This window comes from Azospirillum halopraeferens DSM 3675 (assembly GCF_000429625.1).
GTDB classification, from domain to species: domain Bacteria; phylum Pseudomonadota; class Alphaproteobacteria; order Azospirillales; family Azospirillaceae; genus Azospirillum; species Azospirillum halopraeferens.
In genome coordinates this window covers 158,256-180,114 of sequence record NZ_AUCF01000009.1, presented here as the reverse complement: position 1 = coordinate 180,114, position 21,859 = coordinate 158,256, and the positions used below count along the sequence as shown (strand labels likewise).

Below are 21,859 nucleotides of genomic sequence, written 5' to 3'. Positions count from 1 at the left end.
TCAGGCCGTGCGCGCCTCGCCGGCAGCAGCCTCCACGCAGGCGCGCGCGCCCCTGGTGAACAGCCGGTCCAGCGAGTCCGTCACGGCGCGGACGAACTCGGGGTGGTGCGGCAGTTCGCCGCCGAAGACGTCGCCGACCCCCAGCAGCGCCGGGGCGAGGCGCGAGGCCGACGGCCCCGCCTCGTCGGCCAGCGCCCGCAGCCGGGCGGCCAGCGGGTCGCGCACGTCGATGGGCCGCCCCTGCTCGTCGGTGCCGGAGACGTAGCGCATCCAGCCGGCCACGCCCAGGGCCAGCCGGTCGATGGGGGCGCCCGCCGCCAGCCGGTCGGCGATGGTGCCCAGCAGGCGCTGCGGCAGCTTCTGGCTGCCGTCCATGGCGATCTGCCAGGTGCGGTGCTTCAGCGCCGGGTTGGCGAATCGGCGCAGCAGCGCCGCCTTGTAGCCGGCCAGGTCGACTCCGGCCGGCATGGCCAGCGTCGGCGTCACCTCCGCGTCCATCAGCCCGGCGACGAAGCGGGCGAAGGCCGGGTCGGCGATGGTCTGCGCCACCGTCTCGTACCCCGAGAGATAGCCCAGATAGGCCATGCAGGAGTGGCTGGCGTTGAGCAGGCGCAGCTTCATCCGCTCGAACGGCCGGACGTCCGCCGTCAGCTCCGCCCCGACCGTCTCCCAGGCGGGGCGGCCGGCGGGGAAGCGGTCCTCGATCACCCACTGGCTGAAGGGCTCCGTCACCACCGGCCAGGCGTCCTCGACGCCCAGCAGGCGCGCCACGGCGGCGCGGTCTTCGGCGGTGGTGGCCGGCACGATGCGGTCGACCATGGAGCTGGGGCAGGCCACGCCGTCCTCGATCCAGCGCGCCAGGGCGGGGTCGCGCAGCTCGGCGAAGCGGCGCAGGATGCCGGCGGTGACGACGCCGTTCTCCGGCAGGTTGTCGCAGGACAGCACGGTGAAGGGCGCCGTGCCGGCGGCGCGCCGGCGCGCCAGCGCCTCCACCAGGAAGCCCGGCAGGGTCTGCGGCGCGCCGGGATTGGCGATGTCGGCGACGATGCCGGGGTGCCGCTCGTCGAGCGCGCCGGTCGCCGGCTCGTGGCAGTAGCCCTTCTCGGTCACGGTGACGGTCACCACCCGCACCGACGGGCGCACCAGCCGCTCCAGCACCGCCGCGGGGTCCTCGGGCGCCACCAGGGATTCGGTGACGGAGCCGACCACCCGCGCCCGCTCGCCCCCGGCGTCGCGCACCAGCACGGTGTAGAGGTCGTCCTGGGGCGCCAGGGCGTCGCGCGTCTCGGGGCTGCGCAGGGAGACGCCGCAGATGCCCCACGGACCGAAGGCGCGGTCCAGCGCGTCCTCGGTGTAGACGGCCTGGTGGGCGCGGTGGAAGGCGCCCAGCCCGATGTGGACGATCCCCGTCTCCAGGCCGGCACGGTCGTAGCGCGGCCGCCGCACGCCGTCGGGCAGTGTGCCGAGGGTGCGCGCATTCAAACGCATGCTCACAGTCTGTATGCCTTCTTGGCCAGGGTGTAGGCGAGATCGACGGCGAGGTCGCGGGCCTCGTCCTCGTCCAGGCGATGCTCGGCCACCAGCCGGGCAAGATAGGCGCAATCGATGCGCCTGGCCACATCGTGGCGCGCCGGGATCGAGGGGAAGGCGCGGGTGTCGTCGTTGAAGCCGACCGTGTTGTAGAACCCCGCCGTCTCGGTCATCCGCTCGCGGTAGCGCAGCATGCCCTCGGGGCTGTCGTGGAACCACCAGGCCGGCCCCAGCCGCAGGGCCGGATAGTGGCCGGCCAGCGGCGCCAGCTCGCGGGCGTAGGTGGTCTCGTCCAGGGTGAACAGGATGATGGTGAGGTCACGCTCGTTGCCGAAGCGGTCCAGCAGGGGCTTCAGCGCCGTCACGAACTCCCCGCGCGCGGGCATGTCGTCGCCGTGGTGGGGGCCGAAGGTGCGGTGCATCCATGCGTTGTGGTTGCGGTGGACGCCGGGATGGATCTGCATGACCAGCCCGTCCTCCAGGCTCATGCGCGCCATCTCCGTCAGCATCTGGCCGCGGAACAGTTCCGCCTCGGCCGGCGTGAAGCGTCCGGAGACGATGCGGTCGAACAGGGCGGCCGCCGCGCCCGCGTCCAGGTCGGCGGTGGCGGCGGTGGGGTGGCCGTGGTCGGTGGCGGTGGCCCCGCAGGCCATGAAATCCCGCCGCCGCCGCGCCAGCGCCGCCAGATAGCCCGGCCAGGACAGGGCGTCCTCGCCGGTCATGGCGCCCAGCACCTCCAGGTTGCCCCGGAAGCCCGGCGTGTCGGGGTCGAGCACCGGGTCGGGGCGGAAGGTGGTGACCACCCGCCCCGTCCAGCCGGAGTCACGGATGGCCCTGTGGTGCTCCAGCGTGTCGAGCGGCCCCTCGGTAGTGGCCAGCGCCTCGATGTTGAAGCGTTCGTACAGGGCGCGGGGGCGGAACTCCGGCCGCGCCAGGCACCCGGCGATGCGGTCGTAGATGGCGTCGGCGGTGGCCGGCGCGAGGCGCTCGGTCACCCCGAACACCGTCTCCAGCGCGTATTCCCACCACATCCGCGTCGGCGTGCCGCGGTAGAGGTGCCAGTGCTCCGCCACCGTGCGCCAGATGCGCCGGGGGTCGGTTTCGACGGGTCCGCCGTCCAGGCGCGCCACGCCCAGCCGTTCCAGCGGCACCCCCCGGCTGTACATCATGCGCAGCAGGTAGTGGTCCGGGATCACCAGCAGGCCGGCCGGGTCGGCGAACGGCGCGTCGGTGGCGAACCAGGCCGGATCGGTGTGCCCGTGCGGGCTGACGATGGGCAGGTCGCGCACCTCTGCGTAGAGGCGCCGGGCGATCGGCCGGGTGACGGGATCGGCCGGGAACAGGCGGTCTTCGTGCAGCATCGGGCACTCACATCAGAGCGTTCGGCAGGAAGAGGACGATTCCGGGGAACAGCGCGAGGACGACGACCAGCCCGACCACCGCGAGGATGAAGGGCAGCGACTCGACGATGTACTCCTCCACCGGGCAGTCGAGCAGGCTGCACACCGTGTACATGGCCACGCCCACCGGCGGCGTCATCGACCCCATGGTGACGATCGTCATCATCAGGATGCCGAAATGCACGGGATCGACGCCCAGCGGCTGGACGATGGGCAGGAAGATCGGGGTCAGCAGCAGGACCAGGACCGTGCTCTCCACGAACAGGCCGGCCAGGAACAGGAACAGCAGGACCATCGCCACCACCAGCATCGGCTCGGCAGTGAGCTGGGTCATCGCCCCGGCGATGGTCTGGGGGGCCTGCTCGAAGATGATGGCGTAGCCGACCATGCCGGAGAACAGGATGATCAGCATGATCAGGCCGGTGTCGACCACCGCCTCGCGCAACGCCTCCAGAACCCCGGAGACCGTCAGTTCACGGTGCAGCAGGAAGCCCACCACCAGGGCGTAGATGACGGCGAAGGCGCCCACTTCGGACGGCGTGAACAGGCCGCCGCGGATGGCGAACAGCAGCGCCACCGGGAACAGCAGGGCCCATTTGGCGTCGGCCATGGCCCGCAGCACCTCGCGGCCGGTGGGCCGCCGCGCCATCTCGGGCCGGTAGTTGCGCCGCCGCGCGATGATCCACACGGTGACCATCAGCACGGCCATCATCAGCAGGCCCGGCACGACGCCGGCCAGGAACAGCCGGCCGATCGACACGTTGCCGACGAAGCCGTAGAGGATCAGACCCAGGCTGGGCGGGATGGTGGCGGTGATCAGCGAGCTGACGGCGATGGCAGCGGCCGTGAAGCCCTTGGTGTAGCCCCGCTGGATCATGCCGGGGCCGAGAATGCGCGCCTCCATGGCGGCGTCGGCCACGGCCGAGCCGGAGACGCCGCCCATCAGCGTCGACAGCACGATGCTGACCTGCGCCAGGCCGCCGGCCATCCACGACACCAGCACGTTGGAACAGCCGATCAGCCGCGTGGTGATGCCGGTGCGGTTCATCATGTGGCCGGCCAGCACGAAGAAGGGCACGGCCAGCAGCGGGAAGCTCTGCGACGCCGACGCCACCTGCTGCACACCGATCGCCATGGGCATGACGTCGCTGGTGGCGAAGAAGCTGAACCCGGCGATGCCGATGGCGAAGGCGATGGGAACGCCCAGCAGCATCAGGACGAAGAAGGTGACGGCCAGAAGGGTCATGGCGCGATCTCCTCAACCGGCGTGACCGGTGCCTTGACGGGGGCGAAGACGGGTTGCGGGCGGCTGCGCAGCCGCCAGGCGGTCTGCAGCATCTGCCCCAGCAGCGTGAAGGCCAGCAGCAGGCAGCCGATGGGCACCGCCGAGGTCACGAAGGCGTAGCTGATGCCGCTGTCGCCGAACTGCCGTTCCAGGTTCATCATGGTCAGCCGGTAGCCCAGCACGGTCATCGACAGCAGGAAGCCCAGCACCACGGCGCCCAGCGCCAGTTCCAGCGCCGCGCGCAGACGTGCGGGAAAGCGCTTGACCAGATAGTCGATGCCGATGTGGGCGCGCTTGCGCAGCGCCAGGTCGGCGCCCAGGAAGGCAACCCACACGAACAGGAGCTGGGCCAGGTCGACCGACCAGACCAGCGGGTAGCCGAACCAGCGCATCACGCCGGCGGCGAAGACGAGAACGACGATGATGGAAAGCAGAAGCATGGCGATCGCCGCTTCCACCTTGGAGAACCAGGACGTCATGACGGCTGTCCTTCGAGCGCGGTGCCGGTCGCGTCAGGGCGCGGCCCGGCGGCCCCGCGGATGCGCGGGAAAGGCCGGTCCCGGCCGGCGCGCACCGGCCGGGACCCGCTCGTCCGCGCCGGGCGGCGCGGACGGGGTCGTCGGTACCGTTTACTGCTGCAGAATGGCGTCCACCTGCTTGTGCAGGTCGCCGAAGCCCAGCTTGTCGTAGACCGGCAGCGTGGCTTCGCGGAACGGGGTCACGTCGATCTCGGCGATCGTCATGCCCTTCTCGGTCATCTGCTTCTCGAAATCCGCCAGCGACGCCTGGGTGCCGCGCGACGCCACGTCGCCGGCCTTCAGGGCCTCCTCGCGCAGGACGGTGCGGTACTCGGCCGGCAGGTTGTCGAACCAGGCGGCGCTGGTGACCAGACCGGTGATCAGGTTGATGTGGCCGGTCTTGGTGACGTGCTTCGTGACTTCATAGAGGCGCGAGCCGTAGCTGGCGGGGTGCTGCGCCTCGACGGCGTCGATGACCTTCTGCTGCAGCGCGGTGTAGACCTCCGACCAGCCCATCGGGGTGGGCGTGGCGCCCATGGCGCGGATGGTCTCCATCCACACCGGGGCCCCCGGCGTGCGCATGCGGATGCCGCTGAGGTCGGCGGGCGTGGCAACGGGCTTGTTGGTCAGCAGGTGGCGTTCGCCCTGCCACCAGTTGAACGACAGGACCTGGTGGCCGGACGCCTTGCGCAGCTTCTCCACCCACTCCTCGAACAGGGGGGAGGTGACGACCTTGCGGATGCCGTCGTAGCCCTGCGCCAGATAGGGGGCGCCGAGCACGCCGAACTCCGGCACGAACACGGCCAGACGGCCGCCGTCGACCACCACGGCGACGCCGGCACCGGCGCGCGCCTGCTCCAGAACGTCCTCGTCCTTGCCGAGCTGCGAGCCGGGGAAGAGGCGCACGCCGACCTTGCCGTCGGTCCGCGCCTCGACGTTCTTCTTGAACTCTTCCAGGCCCTTGAACAGGGGGTCCTGCGGGGTGAGCGCCGTGTTGACGTTGAGCGTGTAGTTGGCGGCCAGCGCGGTTCCGGCCAGGGTCGCCATGGCGAAGCCGAGCGTGGCGGCGCGCCAGGTGCGGGCGATGAAGCTCATACGGTGTCCTCCCTAGAGGAAGCCTGCGGCGTCACAGGCGTTCTTGATGCGATGCTGGTATGGTAGTATACAAGAATGGTGTTGGCAATGCCCTTCCGTCGGGTGCAAGATGATTGACACCACGACGGGACGAAGGCCGCCGAACGGCGGAAACGGGGCGCAAGGGGGGAGGCAGGGTGATGCTGATCAGGATCGAGCCGGATTCGGGCGAACCGGTGGCGCGCCGCGTCTACCGGGCCCTGCGCCACGCCATCGTCGCCATGCAGTTCCGCCCCGGCCAGCCCCTGTCGGAACAGGAGGTGGCCACCCGCCTGGGCGTCAGCCGCCAGCCCGTGCGCGAAGCCTTCATCAAGCTGAGCGAGGCGGGGCTCGTCACCATCCGCCCGCAGCGCGGCACCTTCGTGGTCAAGATCTCCGTGCGCCAGGTGATGGACGCCCGCTTCGTGCGCGAGGCGGTGGAGCTGGCGGTGGCCCGCAAGGCCGGCGAGGGTCTGCCCCCCGCCGTGCTGGCCGAGTTGCGCGCCAACCTGGAGGCGCAGCACGACGCCGCCGCGGAGCGCCGCCACGACCGCTTCCTGGAACTGGACGAGGCGTTCCACCGCGCCCTGGCGCTGGGCATCGGCTGCGAATACGCCTGGCGCGTGGTGGAGGAAACCAAGGCCCAGATGGACCGCGTGCGCTACCTCAGCCTGCCCGACGCCACACCGCTGGACCGCCTGATCGTGCAACATGGCATGGTCGTCGACGCCATCGCGGCCGGCCGGCCCGACGAGGCGGAGATGGCCATGCGCATGCACATGCGCGAAATCCTCACCTCCCTGCCCGAACTCGAACGGCGCTTCCCCGACCTGTTCGACGACGCCGATGCGGCGCTTCCCGCGCCCGTGCGCGTCGCCTGACCCGGCTTTCTCCCTCCCCCGGAGCTGACCTCCCATGAAAATCCTGAGCGCCTCGGTCATCGTCACCTCTCCCGGCCGCAATTTCGTCACGCTGAAGATCGTCACCGACGAGGGGGTGTACGGAATCGGCGACGCCACGCTGAACGGCCGCGAACTGGCGGTGGCGTCCTACCTGAAGGACCACGTCATCCCCTGCCTGATCGGGCGCGACCCCCACCGGATCGAGGACATCTGGCAGTACCTGTACAAGGGCGCCTACTGGCGCCGCGGCCCGGTGACCATGTCGGCCATCGCCGCGGTGGACACCGCGCTGTGGGACATCAAGGCCAAGGTGGCGGGGCTGCCGCTCTACCAGCTCCTTGGGGGGGCCAGCCGCAGCGGCGTGATGGTGTACGCCCACGCCAACGGCCGCGACGTGGCCGAGACGGTGGACCGCGTCGGCGAGTACATCGAGAAGGGTTACAAGGCGATCCGCGCCCAGTCGGGCGTGCCGGGTCTGTCCGGCGTCTACGGCGTCGCCAAGGGCAAGTTCTATGAACCGGCCACCCGCGGCCTGCCCGAGGAGTCGGTGTGGTCGACCGAAGCCTACCTGGACTTCGCGCCCAAGCTGTTCGAGGCGATCCGGGTGAAGCACGGCCCGGGGCCGCACCTGCTGCACGACGTCCATCACCGACTGACCCCCATCGAGGCGGCGCGGCTGGGCAAATCCCTGGAGCCCTACCGGCTGTTCTGGATGGAGGACCCCACCCCGGCGGAGAACCAGGACTGCTTCCGCCTGATCCGCCAGCACACGGTGACGCCCATCGCCGTGGGCGAGGTGTTCAACAGCATCTGGGACTGCAAGGACCTGATCACCAACCAGCTCATCGACTTCGTCCGCGCCTCGGTGGTGCACGCCGGCGGCATCACGCACCTGCGCCGCATCGCCGACCTGGCGGCGCTCTACCAGGTGCGCACGGGCTGCCACGGCGCCACCGACCTGTCGCCGGTGTGCATGGGGGCCGCCTTGCATTTCGGCCTGTGGGTGCCGAACTTCGGCGTGCAGGAGCACATGGCCCACTGCCCGGAGACCGACGCCGTGTTCCCCCACGCCTACCGTTTCGAGGACGGCTACATGCACCCCGGCGAGGTGCCGGGCCACGGTGTCGACATCGACGAGGAGCTGGCCGCGACATACCCCTACAACCCCGCCTACCTGCCGGTGGCCCGGCTGGCCGACGGCACGCTGTGGAACTGGTGAGGGGCCCCGACCCGATCCCGGCCGCGTGCGGCCGGCATGACCGACAGGACTGACGATGCAACCGATCTACAGCGCCGACCCCGGCCGTTACGAGCGCATGAGCTATCGCCGCAGCGGCCGCAGCGGCCTGGACCTGCCGGCGATCTCGCTGGGGCTGTGGCAGAACTTCGGCGGCGCCGACGTGTTCGAGACGGGGCGGGCCATCCTGCGCCGCGCCTTCGACCGCGGCGTCACCCATTTCGACCTGGCCAACAACTACGGCCCGCCGTTCGGCTCGGCGGAGGAGAACTTCGGCCGCGTCATGGCGGCGGACTTCCGGCCGTACCGCGACGAGATCATCGTCTCCACCAAGGCCGGCTACGACATGTGGCCCGGCCCCTATGGCAACTGGGGCTCACGCAAGTACCTGGTGGCCAGTCTGGACCAGAGCCTGCGGCGCATGGGGCTGGACTATGTCGACATCTTCTACTCCCACCGCGTCGACCCGCGCACGCCACTGGAGGAGACGATGGGCGCGCTCGACCACGTGGTGCGCCGGGGCAAGGCGCTGTACGTGGGCATCTCCTCCTACTCGCCGGAGATGACGCGCCGCGCCGCCGCCATCCTGAAGGAACTGGGCACCCCCTGCCTCATCCACCAGCCCTCCTACTCCATGCTGAACCGCTGGGTGGAGGGCGGGCTGCTGGACACGCTGGAGGAACTGGGCATCGGCTGCATCGCCTTCTCGCCGCTGGCCCAGGGGCTGCTGACGTCGAAGTACCTGGACGGCGTGCCCGAGGGGGCGCGGGTCACCCGCGGGCGCACCTTCAAGGAGCAGTTCCTGACGCCGGAGACCCTGGCCCACATCCGCGCCCTGGACGCCATCGCCCGGCGGCGCGGCCAGACGCTGGCCCAGATGGCCATCGCCTGGGTGCTGCGCCGGCCGCAGGTGACCGCGGCCCTGATCGGGGCGCGCACGGTGCAGCAGCTCGACGACTCGCTGGACGCCCTGAAGATCCCCGACTTCACGCCCGAGGAGCTGCGGGAGATCGACGCCCACGCGGTCGACAGTGGCATCGACCTCTGGCGCGCCTCCTCCTCGGCGCGTACGCTCGACGCCGGTTGAGGCGGCACGGCGGGGCTGGGAGCATGGCGGTAAGAGCGGGGGCCGGGGCGGCGGCACCGCGGCGGATCGTGGCCGCCACCCCCGGCGCCGGCCGGGTGGTGGTGGTCACCTGGTCCGACGGCACGCTGCACGACATCGACCTCGCCGGCCACGCCCCCGACTCCGACCGGGCCTTTCGCGCCGTCGCGGTGGCCGATGGTGGCGAGGCGTTGCACTGGCCCGGCGACGCCGCACTGGCGGCGGACACCCTGTGGACGCTGGGTCTGGAGCAGGATGCCCGGCGCCTCCACCGCTGGGCCGCCCGCCGCGGCCTCTCCCCCGCCGCCCTGGCCGAGGCGCTGGGCCTCGCCCCCGCGACGGCGCGCCGGTACCTGTCCGGCCGCGCGGCGATCCCCCGGACCGTCAAGCTGGCGATGATCGGCTACGACATCGTGTCGCGGCCGGCGGGATAGATCGGATCGCCTCCCGTGACCATCGGTCGATGGATGACAAGGCCGGCAAGGATTCCGTCCGCTCGGGCACATCGGGAGTTGCCGGCCATTCGACCGCGGATTGCGCGGATCAGGACACAGATTGCACGGATCTCTCAATCCGGGGCCCTGCGGCATCGCCGGTGGTCACGATCCGTGGCATCCGATGTCATCCGTGCAATCCGTGGAATGGTTGTGTCCCGCGGCACGACCTTGCGGCCGGCGCATGCCCCGTCTCCCACGGTTGCGCCGGCAGGCCATTCGGGGGATGAATGGGTCCGGCGTCCTTCCCCGTGCGCGGCGGTGGCACCAACGGGCGGCTGCGCCGTTTGCAGGGCGGGGCGGATGACGTCGCGGACAAGGGGCGCCGGACCGGCATGAACGATCTCGTCGCGTACGGCAGCCTGTTCCTGACCGCGTTCGGGGCCGCCACCATCCTGCCGATCCAGTCGGAGTTCGTGCTGATCGGCCTGCACCTGTCGGGCCACTACTCCACGTTCTGGCTGCTGGTGGTGGCGACGGTCGCCAACACCCTGGGCTCCACCGTCAACTGGGCACTCGGGCGCTCCATCGAGCGGTTCCGGGACCGCCGCTGGTTTCCCGTCAAGCCCGCGCTGATCGACCGGGCGTCCGGCTGGTTCGAGCGGTGGGGCGTGTGGTCGCTGCTGCTGGCCTGGATGCCGTTCATCGGCGATCCGTTGACGCTGGTCGCCGGCATCCTGCGCGTCAACCTGTGGCTGTTCCTCGCCCTGGTGGCGATGGGCAAGATGATCCGCTACGGCGCGGTCATGTCGGCCCTGTGAGGCGCGGTCAGGACAAGCCTGACCGCTGCATGGCGGCCGATATCGGATTCGGACACCGGGACGTTCCGAACCCGGCATGAGGAACCGCGGGCTTCGTGCCGGCGTTGGGGTGGGGTAGGCTTGAGCGCGACGGTGGCGCCGGCCACACCCGACGGGGACCCGCGATGTTCTTCTTTCCGCTGTACGACGACAACCCGACGCGGCGCCGTCCCGTGGTGACCATGGCGATCGTGGCGCTCTGCCTGCTGGTCTTCGCATGGCAGTTCTCGCTGGCGCCGCGGGCGGAGGCCCTGGCGGTCTACGCCTACGGGCTGGTGCCCGCCCTGCTGTTCGGTCACGCCGAGCTGCCGCCGCAGATCGCCGCGGTGCCGCCCTGGATGACCGTGTTCACCTCCATGTTCCTGCACGGAGGCCTCCTGCACCTGGGCGGCAACATGCTGTACCTGTGGATCTTCGGCAACAACGTCGAGGACAGCATGGGGCGCGGCCGCTTCGTGGTGTTCTACCTGCTGTGCGGGGTCGCCGCGGCGCTGGCGCAGAGCCTGTCCAACCCCACCTCGGAGATTCCGATGATCGGCGCCAGCGGCGCCATCGGCGGGGTGCTGGGCGCCTATCTCGTGCTGCACCCCCGCGCCAATGTCCGGGTGCTGGTGTGGATCCTGCTGTTCGTCACGGTGATCAACGTGCCGGCCCTGATCGTGCTGGGCGTCTGGTTCATCGGCCAGATCCTCAGCGGCGTCGCCACCCCCACCAGCGCCGAAGGCGGCGTGGCCTTCTGGGCCCACGTCGGCGGCTTCATCGCCGGCATGGTGCTGATCCCCTTCTTCCGCCGCCGCGACGTGCCCCTGTTCGAGCCGGCGCACAGCCGCGCCTTCACCACCATGCCCGCCGGCGAGGCGATCCGGCGGCGCGGCAGCGTTCCCGACTCGGGCGACCGCCGCAGCCCGTGGGGATGATCCGGCAGGGGTGGTCTAGCGCCGGTTCCACCACCGGAGCAGCCGGCGCCAGCGCCGTTCGCCCGACACCACCATCAGGGCGGTGGGGCGCTTGAGCAGCGCCACGTCCAGAGCCAGCAACAGCAGGCCGAGCGGCAGCATCCAGATGCCCAGCCCCGGCAGGAAGGCCAACAGCCCGCCGATCACCAGCAGCACCCCCACCGGGATGCGGATCCAGCTTGCCGACGGCTGGCGCAGGTGGACGAGCCAGGCGCGCAGCGACTCGGGCAGGAGCCGCTCGGCCCGATCGAAGCGGCGACCGATGATGCGGTCGGCCTTGGACCGGGAATCGCTCGGGTCGGAACCGGTGCCCCCGGGCGCCGGTTGGCCGTTCGTGCGTGTGTCGGTGCTGGTCATGGCCCCTAAGATGAGGTTTCATCCCACGCCGCGCAATCGCCCGCGTCCGCAGGGCAGATCACCAGGGGAGGAACAGCGTGGATACCGAATCGATCCGAAACGCGTACCGACGCTACGCCCGCATTTACGATGATGTGTTCGGTCGCATTCTGGCGTCGGGCCGGCACGCCGCGGTGGCGCGGATCAACCGGCAGGGCGGACGCCGCGTGCTGGAGGTGGGGGTCGGCACCGGCATCTCCCTGTCCGACTACCGGCGCGACCTGGACATCGTCGGCATCGACCTGTCCCTGGAGATGCTGACCGTCGCCCGCAATCGGGTGCAGCGCGAGGGGCTGACCAACGTCGAAGGGCTGCTGGAGATGGACGCGGGCCGGCTGGCCTTCGCCGATGCCAGCTTCGACGTGGTGGCCGCCATGTACGTGCTGACCGTCGTGCCGGACCCGCAGGGCACGCTGGCCGAGCTGGAGCGGGTCTGCCGCCCCGGCGGCGAGATCGTCATCGTCAATCATTTCGCCGAGGACAAGCCCGGCCTGCGCCGCACCGTGGAACGGGGGCTGGCGCCGTTCTCGCGCAAGCTCGGCTGGCGGCCGGACTTCACGCTGGATGCCCTGCTCTCCGGCTCGCGCATCGAGGTGGAGGCCATGGACACCGTGCCGCCGTTCGGCCTGTTCAGCGTGCTGCAATGCCGGCGCGGCGCGGCGGCCTCCGGATCGGGGAACCCGGCCTGACCGCCTGCGGTTGACGGGGGACCATCCGCTCCCCCCAACCGATTCAGGAGATCCGACCATGGCCGGCAAGCACGAGCAGAGCCCGGAGCACCGCAAGGCCCGCGACCTGGCCGACCGGGCCATCGACAAGGCGGTGGCCGGCGACACCGCCAAAGCCCGCGACCTGGCGAAGGAAGCCAAGGCCATCGACCCGAAGATCGGCGACGAGATGGCCCGCGAGGTCGAGGAGGACCGCCGCAAGGCCGAAGGCTACGGCGACGCGAAGCGCTGACACGCGGCCCCGGGCGGCATCACCGGGTGCCGCCCCGGGCCAGCCGGGCGTGGCAGTTGGCCAGGATGTTGCCGACCGCCATCCGTTCGCGGGCGTCCATCGACAGCTCCCACCGCGCCTTCACCGCAACCCAGCCGACGACGTAGGAGCACAGGGCCGACGAATCGGCGGGCAGCCACTCCTCCGGCCCGCGCGCGCCCTTGGCCCGGCGGGTGGCGGCGGACACCGCGACCAGGGTGTCCGGACCGTCCAGATCATTGGCGAAGGCGGCGCGCCGCTCGGCATCCCAGGCGTGGCCGCCGCTGGCGTGCGCCTCGCGCAGGGGCACGCGGTGGTCGATCGCCATGTCCTGCGGGTTGGTGAACTGCTCCCCCGAATAGGGGTCGCGCCAGCGACCCGAGACGATGGCGCAGCCGTCGAGGGACAAGCGCACGGGCTCCAGGCTTTCGGCGACCAACACCTCTTCCCGGGTGTCCAGACAGTTGCCGTCGCGGTCCAGCCAGTGGGGCCAGGCGGCGGGATCGAAGCCGCGGCGGTTCTCCGGCTCCACCCGGATGGTGGCGAGCATGGCGGCCACCCGGTCGTATTCGGGGACCGGTGCTGCCGGCCGTACCCGCTCCGCGGCCGGCGGCGGGTCCAGGCCCGCCGTCCGGACGGGAAGCTCGTCCAGCGATACGCCGGGCGTCGGCCGCCCGAACCGGTCCAGCGTCGTCACTCCCGCCAGCACGAACAGCGCCAGCAGAAGCGCGTCCGAAGTTCGCCGTCGTCCGTCCCCGTGCCTGTCCATCATCGCCCGTCGCCGTGGTGGTCTCACGCCAACAGGCGACGGCGCTCCGGATCACCCCTCCCCTGACGGGTGGGGGCCCGGTGCGAACACGCTGCCCCCGGTCCCGGCGGCGGCCTTCTCAGACCTGCCGCCCCACCGCCGCGGCGACCGCGCGCATGGCGGTCATCAGTTCGGCGAACTCGGCGAAGTCGACGGGCTGGAGAGGGTCGACGGCGGCGTTGACGGGGTCGGGATGGACCTCGATCATCACGCCGTCGGCGCCGGCGGCGATGGAGGCCAGCGCCATCGGCTTCACCCACGGGCGCCAGAAGGTGGCATGGGAAGGGTCGGTGACCACCGGCAGGTGGGTGACCTCCTTGGCCGCCGGAACCACCTGCAGGTCGAGCAGGAAGCGCGAGGTGCCGCGGTGGGTGTGCGGGGCGACGATGCCGCGCTCGCACAGGATCACCTGATGGTTGCCCTCCACCATGATGTACTCCGCCGCCCCCAGCCAGTCGCGCAGCGAACTGCCGAAGCCGCGCTTCAGCATGACCGGCTTGCCGGTCTGCCCGACAGCGGACAGCAACGGATAGTTCTGCATGTTGCGGGTGCCGATCTGCAGGATGTCGGCGACCGCCGCGACGGCGGGCAGGTGTTCGGTCGCCATCACCTCGGTGATGACGGGCAGGCCGGTGGCCTCGCGCGCCCGGGCCAGCCATTCCAGCCCCTGCTCGCGGGTCTCGAAGTACTTCTCCGAACGGTAGGGGAAGGTCAGCGGTTTGAAGGCGCCGCCGCGCAGGATGTGGCCGCCCGCCGCCTTCACCGCCCGGGCGGTGTCGACGATCATCGCCTCGTTCTCCACCGTGTTGGGGCCGGCCATGATCGGCACCAGCGGACCGCCGAACTCGACACCGGCGACGGAGAAGCGGGTGACGTGCTCCGGGTCCTTTTTGGCGGCGAGCGGGAACTTGGAGGCGAGATCCTCGGCGGAGATGTCCTTGCCGGGGGCGGCGTTGCTGATGGCCATGGCTGATCCTGGTGCTGGAAACCGGAAGCGGTCGGCCCGTCGGTCGACGGTCCGGGAGCGGAGTATAGGCGCCGCCGGCCCGCGACAACAACCGCGGGTAAACGGCCGCGCCCCGTGTGATGATTCGACCACAAAGGGCTTGGAATCCCGGGCCGAAACCCCATATGTTATCGACGCCGACAATATCGTCCGGTTCCCGAGGCCATCGGGGCCGGTAGGCCTTCCGGAGCCGTTCCCCCGTGGGACGGCTCTTTTGCTGTGAGCGGTCGCCTCCGCCCGGGCGGGCGCGATGCCGTGACCGATGCGCGACTCCCGCCCTCCCCCTCTTGACGGGGTAGGGGCATCTCCTTATGTCTGCGGCGCAACAAGGATCCGGGCCCCTCTGGCGGTCGAGTCGTCGGCCGTGATGTCGGATGCCTTCACCTGCTCTTGCGCCGACGGGCGTGACCGCATCTGGAGGTTTCGATGAAGACGCCGGTGCTGTGGTGGAACGGTCGCCCGGCCGTTTGCCCCCGCGGCGGCCGTCCCGGAATGGTCCTCTCCCCCGCGCCCGCGCGTCCTTCCCAAAAAACAATCCGTCCGTGCCAGTGCGGCGCCGGTGCGCACCCGTTCGTCGTTCGCGACCGGGTGCGGTCGTTCGCCGCACGTCAATAGGGAGCTTCCGCACATGTTCGATCAGAACCCGCAACAGACCCGGTGGGGCGCCGCGGCCCCCGCCGTCGATGCCGCCGTCTTCGACGAAGGCCTGCGCCGCCACATGCTGCGGGTCTACAATTTCATGGTCCTGGGCCTGGCGCTGACCGGCGTCGTGGCCTTCGGCGTGTCCAGCACCCCGGCCCTGTACGTGCCGATCTTCACCACGCCGCTGAAGTGGGTGGTGATGCTGGCGCCGCTGGCCTTCATCATGGTTCTGTCCTGGCGCTTCGACCGCATGTCCGCGTCGTCGCTGCAGACGCTGTTCTGGACCTTCTGCGGCGTCATGGGCGTGTCCATGGCCTCGATCTTCCTGGTGTTCACCGGTGCCAGCGTCGCGCGGGTGTTCTTCATCACCTCCGGCATGTTCGCGGCGATGAGCCTGTGGGGCTACACCACCAAGACCGACCTGTCGAAGATGGGCTCGTTCCTGATCATGGGCCTGATCGGCATCGTGATCGCCAGCCTGGTGAACATCTTCGTGGGCTCCAGCGCCCTGCAGTTCGCCATCTCGGTCATCGGCGTCATCGTCTTCACCGGCCTGACCGCCTACGACACGCAGAACATCAAGGAGTCCTACGCCGAGCATTACGGCGAGGAGGCCAACACCAAGCTGGCCGTGATGGGCGCCCTGTCGCTCTACCTGAACTTCATCAACCTGTTCCAGATGCTGATGCAGCTCATGGGGCAGCGCGACGAGTGATGCGGCCGCATCCGCACATAGTCCGGCGGTGAAGCCGGGCTCGGGGCGTCCTGACGTCCCGGCCCGGCAGCGGCCGCCACAGCGGCCGTTTCCGTCATTCCCGATTCCAGAGGACGACCCCAGAGGACGACCCCAGAGGACGACCATGGACCAGACCGAACGCCAGATCATCGACGAGCTTTTCGCCAAGCTGCGCCAGGCCGAGGCCCAGTCCGGCCCGCGCGACGCCCAGGCGGAGTCCTACATCCGTGACCAGGTGAACCGCCAGCCGGCGTCCCCCTATCTGATGACCCAGGCGATGGTCATGATGGAGCAGGCGCTGGCCGCTTCCCAGGCCCGCACGCAGGAGCTGGAGCAGCAGCTCCGCGAGCGTCCCGCGGGCGGCGGCGGCATCTTCGGCGGCCTGTTCGGCGGCGGTGCCCGCCCGGCCCCGGCCCCCGCGCCGGCGGCCCGCCCCGGCTCCCCGTGGAACCGCCAGGCCGGTCCGCAGGGCGTCGATCCCCGCATCGCCGGCTACGCCCAGCAGGGCCGCCAGGGCGGCGGCTTCCTGGCCGGCGCCATGCAGACGGCGCTCGGCGTCGCCGGCGGCGTGCTGATCGGCAACATGCTGGCCGATGCCTTCATGGGCGGCGGCGAGGCCGCCGCCGCCGAGCCTCCGGCAGCCGCGCCCGAACCCGCCGCCTACGAGGAGCCGCCGGTGGACGACTCGTCCGACTGGGGCGATTTCGGCGGCGACGAGGACATCTGATACAGCCGTTCCCGATCCTCCCCCGGCGTGTGCCGGGGGAGGCATCACTTCTCCCCGATGAAGCGCACCCACGGGAAATCCAGCCAGTCGAACCACCGGACCACCGGTGCCGTGGCCTCCAGAACGCAGAAGGGGGCCGCCTGGTCGAGCATCCAGTAGCCGCGCCCCTGCGCCAGGAAATGGCCGACATAGGCCGCCGTGCGCTCCAGCCAGGCCTCACCGGCCGGCGTGGGCTGAACCCACACGAAGCACACCACGATCTCCCGCGTCGGACCGCGCCGGCGGCCGTCGCGCAGCAGCCCGACGTCGTGGCCGTCCAGCGCCGTCGCCAGGGCGCCGAGGTCACCCTCGACCGTGCAGTCCGCATCCACCTGCACCACCGGCCGCCCGCTGTGGCGCAGAAGTTGATACAGGCGCAGAAAGCGGATGCAGGCGTAATAGGTGGTGCGGCGGTGGCGGTCCCAGCCGGTGAAATCGACCCGTTCCCGGCTGTAGCCCAGCGCCATCCGCTGCCGCCGCGCGTCCAGGTCGGCGTCGGTGTCCGGCGAGGGGTCGATGACGTGCACCTGCACCGCCGGCCCGCCGCGGGCCGCCACCGATTCCAGCAGCGGACCGACGAAGCGGCGGTAATAGCCATCGTCGCAGGCCACGAACAGCAGCGGGCCGTCGCCGCCGGGCGGCTCGAACACCCGCTCCACGGCCGCGAACCGGTCCGCCAGCGCCGCCGCGGCCGGCAGCCCGGCCACGAAGCCGCGCCCGGCGCGCACCATCGACCAGGTCCGCAGCTCGAAGTCCTCCATCGCCTCTGCCGGCGTGAAGCGGCGGGCGATCCGGCCCATGAAGCGCGCGCCGAGATCGCTGCGGCCGCGGCGGTAGAGGTGATAGGCGATGGCGGCGGCCGCGCGGGTGTCGCGCGGATCGCGGCGCAGGGCCGCCGGGGCGGCCCGGGCGGCGGCGGTGACCAGCCCGTCGTCGGCCAGCCCCGCCTGTAGCAACTTCAGCGTGGCGCCGATCAGCGCGTCGCCGGCGGCGGCGTGACCGGCGTCGAGGCGCCGCACCCGGCGCAGCCCGGCCAGCCCGCGCGCCGTGCCCTCCCGGTCGAGGGGCCGGCCGGCCACCACCGGCGCGTCCATGCCGGCCCCGGACAGGGCGAACACGGCGGCGTTGTACCAGGCGTCGGCGTCGCCGGGCGCCAGGGCCAGGGCCTGCCCGTAGAGGCGCCCTGCCGCGCCCGTACGGCCCAGCGCCGCCTCGGCGTTGGCACGGTTGATGCGCGCATCGGGCCGCTCCGGCGCCAGGGTCGCCGTGTTGGCGAAGCAAACCGCGGCGTCGGCGGCCCGGCCGAGGGCCAGCAGCGCCGTGCCCAGGTTGTTCCAGGCGTCGGGATAGGCGGAGCGGCGGTCCAGGGCGTGGCGGTAGCAGGCCGCCGCCGCCGCGGGGTCGCCCGCCGCCAGCCGCAGGTTGCCCAGATTGTAGGCCGCCTCCGCCAGGCCGGGATCGCCGACCAGCGCGCGGGCGAAGGCGCGGGCGGCACCGTCGGCATCGCCGCACGCCCGCAGGGCCAGCGCCAGATCGTTGAGGAAGTCCCCGTCGGCCGGGGCCAGGGCCAGGGCCCGGCGCAGGCGCGCCGCCCCCGCGGCGGGCCGTCCCCGCTGGCTGTCCAGCACGCCCAGCAGGTGCTGCGCATCGGCGTGGTCCGGCCGGGCGCGCAGGATGCTATGGTAGAGCCCTTCGGCGTCGGCCAGCCGGCCGGCCCGGTGGTGGCCGACGGCGGCGGCGAGGGCGTCTCGGAGGGAGGCCATGCCGCCTGTCTACACGGCCGCCGCGCCGCGTTCAACGGAGGTTCCGGCCATGGCCGCACGGCCGCTCGTCAGCATCGTCACCCCCACCTTCCTGCGGGAGGCATGGCTGCCGCGGTGCCACGCCTGCGTCACCGCCCAGACCCGGACGGACATCGAATGGCTGGTCCTCGACGACAGCCCGGAGCCGTCGCCCTATCTCAGCGCCCGGCAGGACGAGCGGCTGCGCTACCTGTACACCGACCGGCGCGTGCCGCTGGGCGAGAAGCGCAACATCCTGCTGGAGCACGCCCGCGGCGAATTCATCGTGCATTTCGACGACGACGACCTCTACGCGCCCGGCTACGTGGACATGCTGGTCGGCTGGCTGGAGGAGGGATACGACTTTGCCAAGCTGTCCGGCTGGTTTCTCTACACCGCGGTGCACGGCCGTCTCGGCTACTGGGACACCGCGCAGGGCGGCCCCCACTTCCGCTGGGCTCGCCGCTCGCGCTCGCGGGTGGAGCAGGACGCGCCGGCGACCGACGACAACCTGATCGGCTACGGATTCTCCTACGCCTACCGCCGCCGGGTGTGGGAGGCGGTGCGCTTCCCGCCCCTTGCCGCCCTGGAGGACGCCCCCTTCGCCCGCGAGGCCCGCGCCCGTTTCCGGTTCACCGCCCGCCCCGACACGACGGGCCTGTGCCTGCACGTGCTGCACAACCGCTCCACCAGCCTGTGCCTGCCGCAGCACGAACTGCCGGTCTTCCTGGCCGAACGGCTGTTCGGCGAGCGGGTGCGGGACTATGTGGCGCCGCAGTGAGGGCGTGATACCGACGGCATCAGAATGATGCCGTCGGTATCACGCTATCGATCCATGCAAAGCATTGATCTGTCGGGTTTCACGGCCGGAAACCAATGGACCGGAGCTTTTTCCGGCCGTATGAGCCCATCACACCACGATGTCGAGGAACATCCCGCGGCGGTAGTTGCGCGGCAGGGTGAGGATGCCGTTGACCAGCAGGCCGGCAAGCTGGCGGACCGTAGGTATGCGCTGGCGACCGCCCACCTCGCCGGCGCGCGCCACGCGGGCGCCGGGCCCGGTGGGCGCCAGACGGCCACCGCCGGAATCGGGCTGAATCGGCTCATGGCCGCGGTCGCCGGTGCGTCGGGTGTCGATCATACCCCGCATTTACCATAAATCGCCCCGCAGTGGCAAGACCGCCCGGCCGGTCCGGTTCTCAATGGGCCATGCCGGAGAATGACGGCGCGTATGGTGTGACCGGTTCCGGTGGGCTACCGATAGATTGATGTCGTTTGCATGACCCGTCGCGCCGCCGAGGCGTCGTTCAAAGCTGCCGGCGTCTCCCGGCTCACGTTGCCGGGATTGCCGCCACCCGGTTGCGGATCGAGCGGCAGCACCATCAGATCCGTCCCCGGCACCTCGACCGCGGCACCTCCCAGTGCCCGCATGAGATCCGGGCCGAGCGCGCGGGGGGCCACGACGTGGCTGACCCGGTGATCAAGCGCCGCCCTTGCCACCGCCGGAACGCCATTCGATGGCAGGGGCAGCGCCGGCACCCCGGTCGTGACGTGGAACTGCGCCGGGTCGTCGATCAGAACCCGAACCGGGCGTCCCGGTACGGGCATACCCTCGAGCACAGACGCCACCGTCACCATCCGGTCGCGCGCGCCGGCATTCTCCGCGAGCAACCGCCGTGCGTGCGACAGTCCGTCCACGGTCGAGAACAGAAGGATCAGCATCAACCCCGCGGTCGCGGCTCGCGGCGACGGGGCGAAGTGCCACAGCGCCAACGCCGCCAGTGCAGCCAGCACCGGCAGAAGTCCGAAATAGGTGCGCAGGAAGGCGTGCGTGCCGATGCCGGGCATCACCAGCGTGTAGGCGGCAAAGGCGGCAAGAACGAAACCGGCAGCAGGCATGAGCGCGGCCGGGTTGCGGACACAGCCCGGCCGGATCAGCAGCAACACCGCCCCCGCTGCCGCGGCGAAGGTAGCCACCTGGTCGAAGTGGCGCATGATGCGGACGGCGGTGACCGCCACAGCTTCCGCACGCAGGGCCAACAGCCGGCCCCACCCTTCGGCCGGCAGGCCGTCAATCCCCGGGGTGTGCCCGTACCATTGGAACTGCCGGAGGTCGGTGACAAACAGGGCGATCTTCAGGCTGCCCGAATCGGCGTTTCCGAGGAAAGCCGCGTTGAGGAGATGAGCGGGAAGGAGGGCCAGGGGAAACAGTGCAAGGGCCAGCAGCGGCGAGAACGGGCGCCATCCGGTCTCTCCCGACCGCCGCAGGCGGTGCACGGCAATAACGATGGACACGGCAAGCGGGACGCCAAGGAGGACGGCATCGTTCCGGGTGAGGGTGGCGGCCGCAACCAGGAGCAGCACCAGGGTCATGCGGCCCGGACCGCCGCCGGGATCGGCCACGAGGACCAGAAACCATCCGACCAGACACCCGTACAGGATCATGCTGTCAGGGGTGAGGTGGGCCCACCAGAGGGGCGAGAGCGTCAGGCCGATCAAATAGGCCGCCGTCGCGACCGTCCGCTCCGGCGTGAACTGCCGGGCCATGGCGGCAGCGGCCAGGGCGATCCCGATGCTCAGGACTTCCTGGACCACCGCACCCGAAAACAGCGTCACACCGATGAATGGGGCTACAGCCAGCAGGAAATAGGCAGTGCCCGGCCGCCAGTAGTCGATGGCCGGGTGCGGTAACGCCGTCACGCTGGTCAGCCACGTCCAGGCAAAGGGAAGGTCGTGGCCCCCACCCGAAGCCAGCGATTGCGCCAAAGCGAGATAGACGCAGGAATCCGTAACGCCACAATATTCACTCCGACTCGCCAGCGCCAGACGAGCCGCGACAACGATTATGGTCGCAACGGCACACAAAAGCACCCGCGTATCAATTCTTCTAGGCGACCCCATAATGCGAACCCCTCAGACAATGCCGAATAATGCGCAGCCTTTTGCGCGGAATATCAACCTTAAATAGTAGCTAGCATCACCAATCGCGGGGCCCGCGCTGTGCAGCGAATCTCAAAACAATAAAGGCGTATTTTGATCGTTTTGCGCAAGCCGGGTGCGATGGATTGTCTCAGGGGTACGAAACAAGATCCCGCCGGGCGAGAAGAGTACCGTTCCACCGGAGCATGAATACGCCGGAAGATTTGCAGGCTTTGGTCAATGTGCCGGCCCGCGGCTTCCGCGCCGGGGCTTGGCTGTGTTTCCCGGTCCGGCGCGACGCCCGGATCGGCAGACAGACATAAACCGGCCGTCACGTTCCGGTTGCACCGGGGGTACCGGGAGGAGGCAACGAGAGCCGCCGGGCCGGCTTGACCGGAGTTATCCACAGTTCTGTTGGCAACCCGGTGGATAAGCCTGTTGAACAAGCGATGGCGCCTGTCCCGTTGCAACACGACCGTCATCGACC

Annotated in this window: 22 protein-coding genes; 11 read left to right on the top strand and 11 right to left on the bottom strand. The window is 70.6% G+C overall.

Annotated features, from left to right (window positions below; translation table 11 throughout):
• The 5 genes from G472_RS0110295 to G472_RS0110275 form a co-directional block, all read right to left on the bottom strand.
• A complete protein-coding gene (locus G472_RS0110295; protein WP_035691822.1) occupies positions 1 to 1,488 on the bottom strand; it encodes a mannitol dehydrogenase family protein in 1,488 nt (495 codons plus the stop codon).
• Positions 1,489 to 1,490: 2 nt separating this feature from the next.
• On the bottom strand, positions 1,491 to 2,891 hold the full coding sequence (uxaC, locus tag G472_RS0110290) for a glucuronate isomerase (protein WP_029008322.1): 1,401 nt from the start codon (positions 2,889 to 2,891) through the stop codon (positions 1,491 to 1,493).
• Between the two features lie 7 nt (positions 2,892 to 2,898).
• Positions 2,899 to 4,176, bottom strand: coding sequence for a TRAP transporter large permease (locus G472_RS0110285; protein WP_029008321.1), 1,278 nt, complete (start codon positions 4,174 to 4,176; stop codon positions 2,899 to 2,901).
• Complete coding sequence (locus G472_RS0110280) at positions 4,173 to 4,694, bottom strand: TRAP transporter small permease (RefSeq protein WP_029008320.1); 522 nt, start codon at positions 4,692 to 4,694, stop codon at positions 4,173 to 4,175. Before G472_RS0110280 ends, G472_RS0110285 begins: the two co-directional genes overlap by 4 nt.
• A 150-nt stretch (positions 4,695 to 4,844) precedes the next feature.
• Complete coding sequence (locus G472_RS0110275) at positions 4,845 to 5,828, bottom strand: C4-dicarboxylate TRAP transporter substrate-binding protein (RefSeq protein ID WP_029008319.1); 984 nt, start codon at positions 5,826 to 5,828, stop codon at positions 4,845 to 4,847.
• A gap of 179 nt (positions 5,829 to 6,007) precedes the next feature.
• Here G472_RS0110275 and G472_RS0110270 point away from each other — a divergent pair, with 179 nt between their 5' ends.
• From G472_RS0110270 to G472_RS0110245, 6 genes are all read left to right on the top strand, one after another.
• Entirely contained in the window at positions 6,008 to 6,727 is a 720-nt protein-coding gene (locus G472_RS0110270; protein WP_029008318.1) for a GntR family transcriptional regulator, read from the top strand.
• A gap of 34 nt (positions 6,728 to 6,761) precedes the next feature.
• On the top strand, positions 6,762 to 7,967 hold the full coding sequence (manD, locus tag G472_RS0110265) for a D-mannonate dehydratase ManD (protein ID WP_029008317.1): 1,206 nt from the start codon (positions 6,762 to 6,764) through the stop codon (positions 7,965 to 7,967).
• Positions 7,968 to 8,022: 55 nt separating this feature from the next.
• Positions 8,023 to 9,072, top strand: coding sequence for an L-glyceraldehyde 3-phosphate reductase (gene mgrA / locus G472_RS0110260; RefSeq protein ID WP_029008316.1), 1,050 nt, complete (start codon positions 8,023 to 8,025; stop codon positions 9,070 to 9,072).
• Positions 9,073 to 9,095: 23 nt separating this feature from the next.
• A complete protein-coding gene (locus tag G472_RS32380; protein ID WP_156927063.1) occupies positions 9,096 to 9,524 on the top strand; it encodes a helix-turn-helix domain-containing protein in 429 nt (142 codons plus the stop codon).
• Between the two features lie 290 nt (positions 9,525 to 9,814).
• Entirely contained in the window at positions 9,815 to 10,345 is a 531-nt protein-coding gene (locus tag G472_RS0110250) for a YqaA family protein (RefSeq protein ID WP_425387979.1), read from the top strand.
• A gap of 164 nt (positions 10,346 to 10,509) precedes the next feature.
• Positions 10,510 to 11,301 carry a rhomboid family intramembrane serine protease gene (locus tag G472_RS0110245; RefSeq protein ID WP_029008314.1) on the top strand — a complete coding sequence of 264 codons (792 nt, stop codon included), beginning with the start codon at positions 10,510 to 10,512 and terminating at the stop codon, positions 11,299 to 11,301.
• A 15-nt stretch (positions 11,302 to 11,316) separates the two neighbouring features.
• On the opposite strand, the gene G472_RS0110240 is transcribed toward G472_RS0110245, so the two are convergent.
• On the bottom strand, positions 11,317 to 11,697 hold the full coding sequence (locus tag G472_RS0110240; protein ID WP_245593447.1) for a hypothetical protein: 381 nt from the start codon (positions 11,695 to 11,697) through the stop codon (positions 11,317 to 11,319).
• Positions 11,698 to 11,774: 77 nt separating this feature from the next.
• Here G472_RS0110240 and G472_RS0110235 point away from each other — a divergent pair, with 77 nt between their 5' ends.
• Both G472_RS0110235 and G472_RS0110230 read left to right on the top strand, forming a co-directional pair.
• Positions 11,775 to 12,425, top strand: coding sequence for a class I SAM-dependent methyltransferase (locus G472_RS0110235; RefSeq protein WP_029008312.1), 651 nt, complete (start codon positions 11,775 to 11,777; stop codon positions 12,423 to 12,425).
• A 58-nt stretch (positions 12,426 to 12,483) separates the two neighbouring features.
• The gene (locus G472_RS0110230) at positions 12,484 to 12,696 is read left to right on the top strand and encodes a hypothetical protein (protein ID WP_029008311.1); all 213 of its coding nucleotides are present in this window, start codon (positions 12,484 to 12,486) and stop codon (positions 12,694 to 12,696) included.
• A gap of 19 nt (positions 12,697 to 12,715) precedes the next feature.
• Here G472_RS0110230 and G472_RS0110225 read toward each other — a convergent pair whose 3' ends face one another.
• Positions 12,716 to 13,486, bottom strand: a complete 771-nt coding sequence (locus tag G472_RS0110225; protein WP_029008310.1) for a hypothetical protein — start codon at positions 13,484 to 13,486, stop codon at positions 12,716 to 12,718.
• A 115-nt stretch (positions 13,487 to 13,601) separates the two neighbouring features.
• Positions 13,602 to 14,489 (bottom strand): 3-deoxy-7-phosphoheptulonate synthase, encoded by an 888-nt coding sequence (gene aroF, locus G472_RS0110220; protein WP_035691816.1) that lies wholly within the window; start codon positions 14,487 to 14,489, stop codon positions 13,602 to 13,604.
• A gap of 667 nt (positions 14,490 to 15,156) precedes the next feature.
• On the opposite strand from aroF, the gene G472_RS0110215 reads away from it, so the two are divergent.
• The gene (locus G472_RS0110215) at positions 15,157 to 15,885 is read left to right on the top strand and encodes a Bax inhibitor-1/YccA family protein (RefSeq protein WP_029008308.1); all 729 of its coding nucleotides are present in this window, start codon (positions 15,157 to 15,159) and stop codon (positions 15,883 to 15,885) included.
• A gap of 145 nt (positions 15,886 to 16,030) precedes the next feature.
• Complete coding sequence (locus G472_RS0110210; protein ID WP_029008307.1) at positions 16,031 to 16,633, top strand: DUF2076 domain-containing protein; 603 nt, start codon at positions 16,031 to 16,033, stop codon at positions 16,631 to 16,633.
• 44 nt (positions 16,634 to 16,677) lie between these two features.
• Here G472_RS0110210 and G472_RS37000 read toward each other — a convergent pair whose 3' ends face one another.
• Positions 16,678 to 18,435 carry a tetratricopeptide repeat protein gene (locus tag G472_RS37000; protein WP_029008306.1) on the bottom strand — a complete coding sequence of 586 codons (1,758 nt, stop codon included), beginning with the start codon at positions 18,433 to 18,435 and terminating at the stop codon, positions 16,678 to 16,680.
• Between the two features lie 49 nt (positions 18,436 to 18,484).
• On the opposite strand from G472_RS37000, the gene G472_RS0110200 reads away from it, so the two are divergent.
• Positions 18,485 to 19,234 (top strand): glycosyltransferase family 2 protein, encoded by a 750-nt coding sequence (locus G472_RS0110200; protein ID WP_029008305.1) that lies wholly within the window; start codon positions 18,485 to 18,487, stop codon positions 19,232 to 19,234.
• A 129-nt stretch (positions 19,235 to 19,363) separates the two neighbouring features.
• Here the strand turns inward: G472_RS0110200 and G472_RS0110195 are convergent, their stop codons facing one another.
• On the bottom strand, positions 19,364 to 19,594 hold the full coding sequence (locus G472_RS0110195; RefSeq protein WP_029008304.1) for a hypothetical protein: 231 nt from the start codon (positions 19,592 to 19,594) through the stop codon (positions 19,364 to 19,366).
• A 113-nt stretch (positions 19,595 to 19,707) separates the two neighbouring features.
• On the bottom strand, positions 19,708 to 21,219 hold the full coding sequence (locus tag G472_RS0110190; RefSeq protein ID WP_029008303.1) for a hypothetical protein: 1,512 nt from the start codon (positions 21,217 to 21,219) through the stop codon (positions 19,708 to 19,710).
• Between the last annotated feature and the right edge of the window lie 640 nt (positions 21,220 to 21,859).

Bases quoted from the DNA above. Each gene is read 5' to 3' on its own strand.
- uxaC (WP_029008322.1), bottom strand. From the start codon at position 2,891: ATGCTGCACGAAGACCGCCTGTTCCCGGCCGATCCCGTCACCCGGCCG.
- G472_RS0110295 (WP_035691822.1), bottom strand. From the start codon at position 1,488: ATGCGTTTGAATGCGCGCACCCTCGGCACACTGCCCGACGGCGTGCGG.
- G472_RS0110280 (WP_029008320.1), bottom strand. From the start codon at position 4,694: ATGACGTCCTGGTTCTCCAAGGTGGAAGCGGCGATCGCCATGCTTCTG.
- G472_RS37000 (WP_029008306.1), bottom strand. From the start codon at position 18,435: ATGGCCTCCCTCCGAGACGCCCTCGCCGCCGCCGTCGGCCACCACCGG.
- G472_RS0110275 (WP_029008319.1), bottom strand. From the start codon at position 5,828: ATGAGCTTCATCGCCCGCACCTGGCGCGCCGCCACGCTCGGCTTCGCC.
- G472_RS0110270 (WP_029008318.1), top strand. From the start codon at position 6,008: ATGCTGATCAGGATCGAGCCGGATTCGGGCGAACCGGTGGCGCGCCGC.
- G472_RS0110210 (WP_029008307.1), top strand. From the start codon at position 16,031: ATGGACCAGACCGAACGCCAGATCATCGACGAGCTTTTCGCCAAGCTG.
- G472_RS0110195 (WP_029008304.1), bottom strand. From the start codon at position 19,594: ATGATCGACACCCGACGCACCGGCGACCGCGGCCATGAGCCGATTCAG.
- G472_RS0110200 (WP_029008305.1), top strand. From the start codon at position 18,485: ATGGCCGCACGGCCGCTCGTCAGCATCGTCACCCCCACCTTCCTGCGG.
- aroF (WP_035691816.1), bottom strand. From the start codon at position 14,489: ATGGCCATCAGCAACGCCGCCCCCGGCAAGGACATCTCCGCCGAGGAT.
- G472_RS0110230 (WP_029008311.1), top strand. From the start codon at position 12,484: ATGGCCGGCAAGCACGAGCAGAGCCCGGAGCACCGCAAGGCCCGCGAC.
- G472_RS0110245 (WP_029008314.1), top strand. From the start codon at position 10,510: ATGTTCTTCTTTCCGCTGTACGACGACAACCCGACGCGGCGCCGTCCC.
- G472_RS0110250 (WP_425387979.1), top strand. From the start codon at position 9,815: ATGGGTCCGGCGTCCTTCCCCGTGCGCGGCGGTGGCACCAACGGGCGG.
- G472_RS0110240 (WP_245593447.1), bottom strand. From the start codon at position 11,697: ATGACCAGCACCGACACACGCACGAACGGCCAACCGGCGCCCGGGGGC.
- manD (WP_029008317.1), top strand. From the start codon at position 6,762: ATGAAAATCCTGAGCGCCTCGGTCATCGTCACCTCTCCCGGCCGCAAT.
- G472_RS0110285 (WP_029008321.1), bottom strand. From the start codon at position 4,176: ATGACCCTTCTGGCCGTCACCTTCTTCGTCCTGATGCTGCTGGGCGTT.
- G472_RS32380 (WP_156927063.1), top strand. From the start codon at position 9,096: ATGGCGGTAAGAGCGGGGGCCGGGGCGGCGGCACCGCGGCGGATCGTG.
- mgrA (WP_029008316.1), top strand. From the start codon at position 8,023: ATGCAACCGATCTACAGCGCCGACCCCGGCCGTTACGAGCGCATGAGC.
- G472_RS0110215 (WP_029008308.1), top strand. From the start codon at position 15,157: ATGTTCGATCAGAACCCGCAACAGACCCGGTGGGGCGCCGCGGCCCCC.
- G472_RS0110225 (WP_029008310.1), bottom strand. From the start codon at position 13,486: ATGATGGACAGGCACGGGGACGGACGACGGCGAACTTCGGACGCGCTT.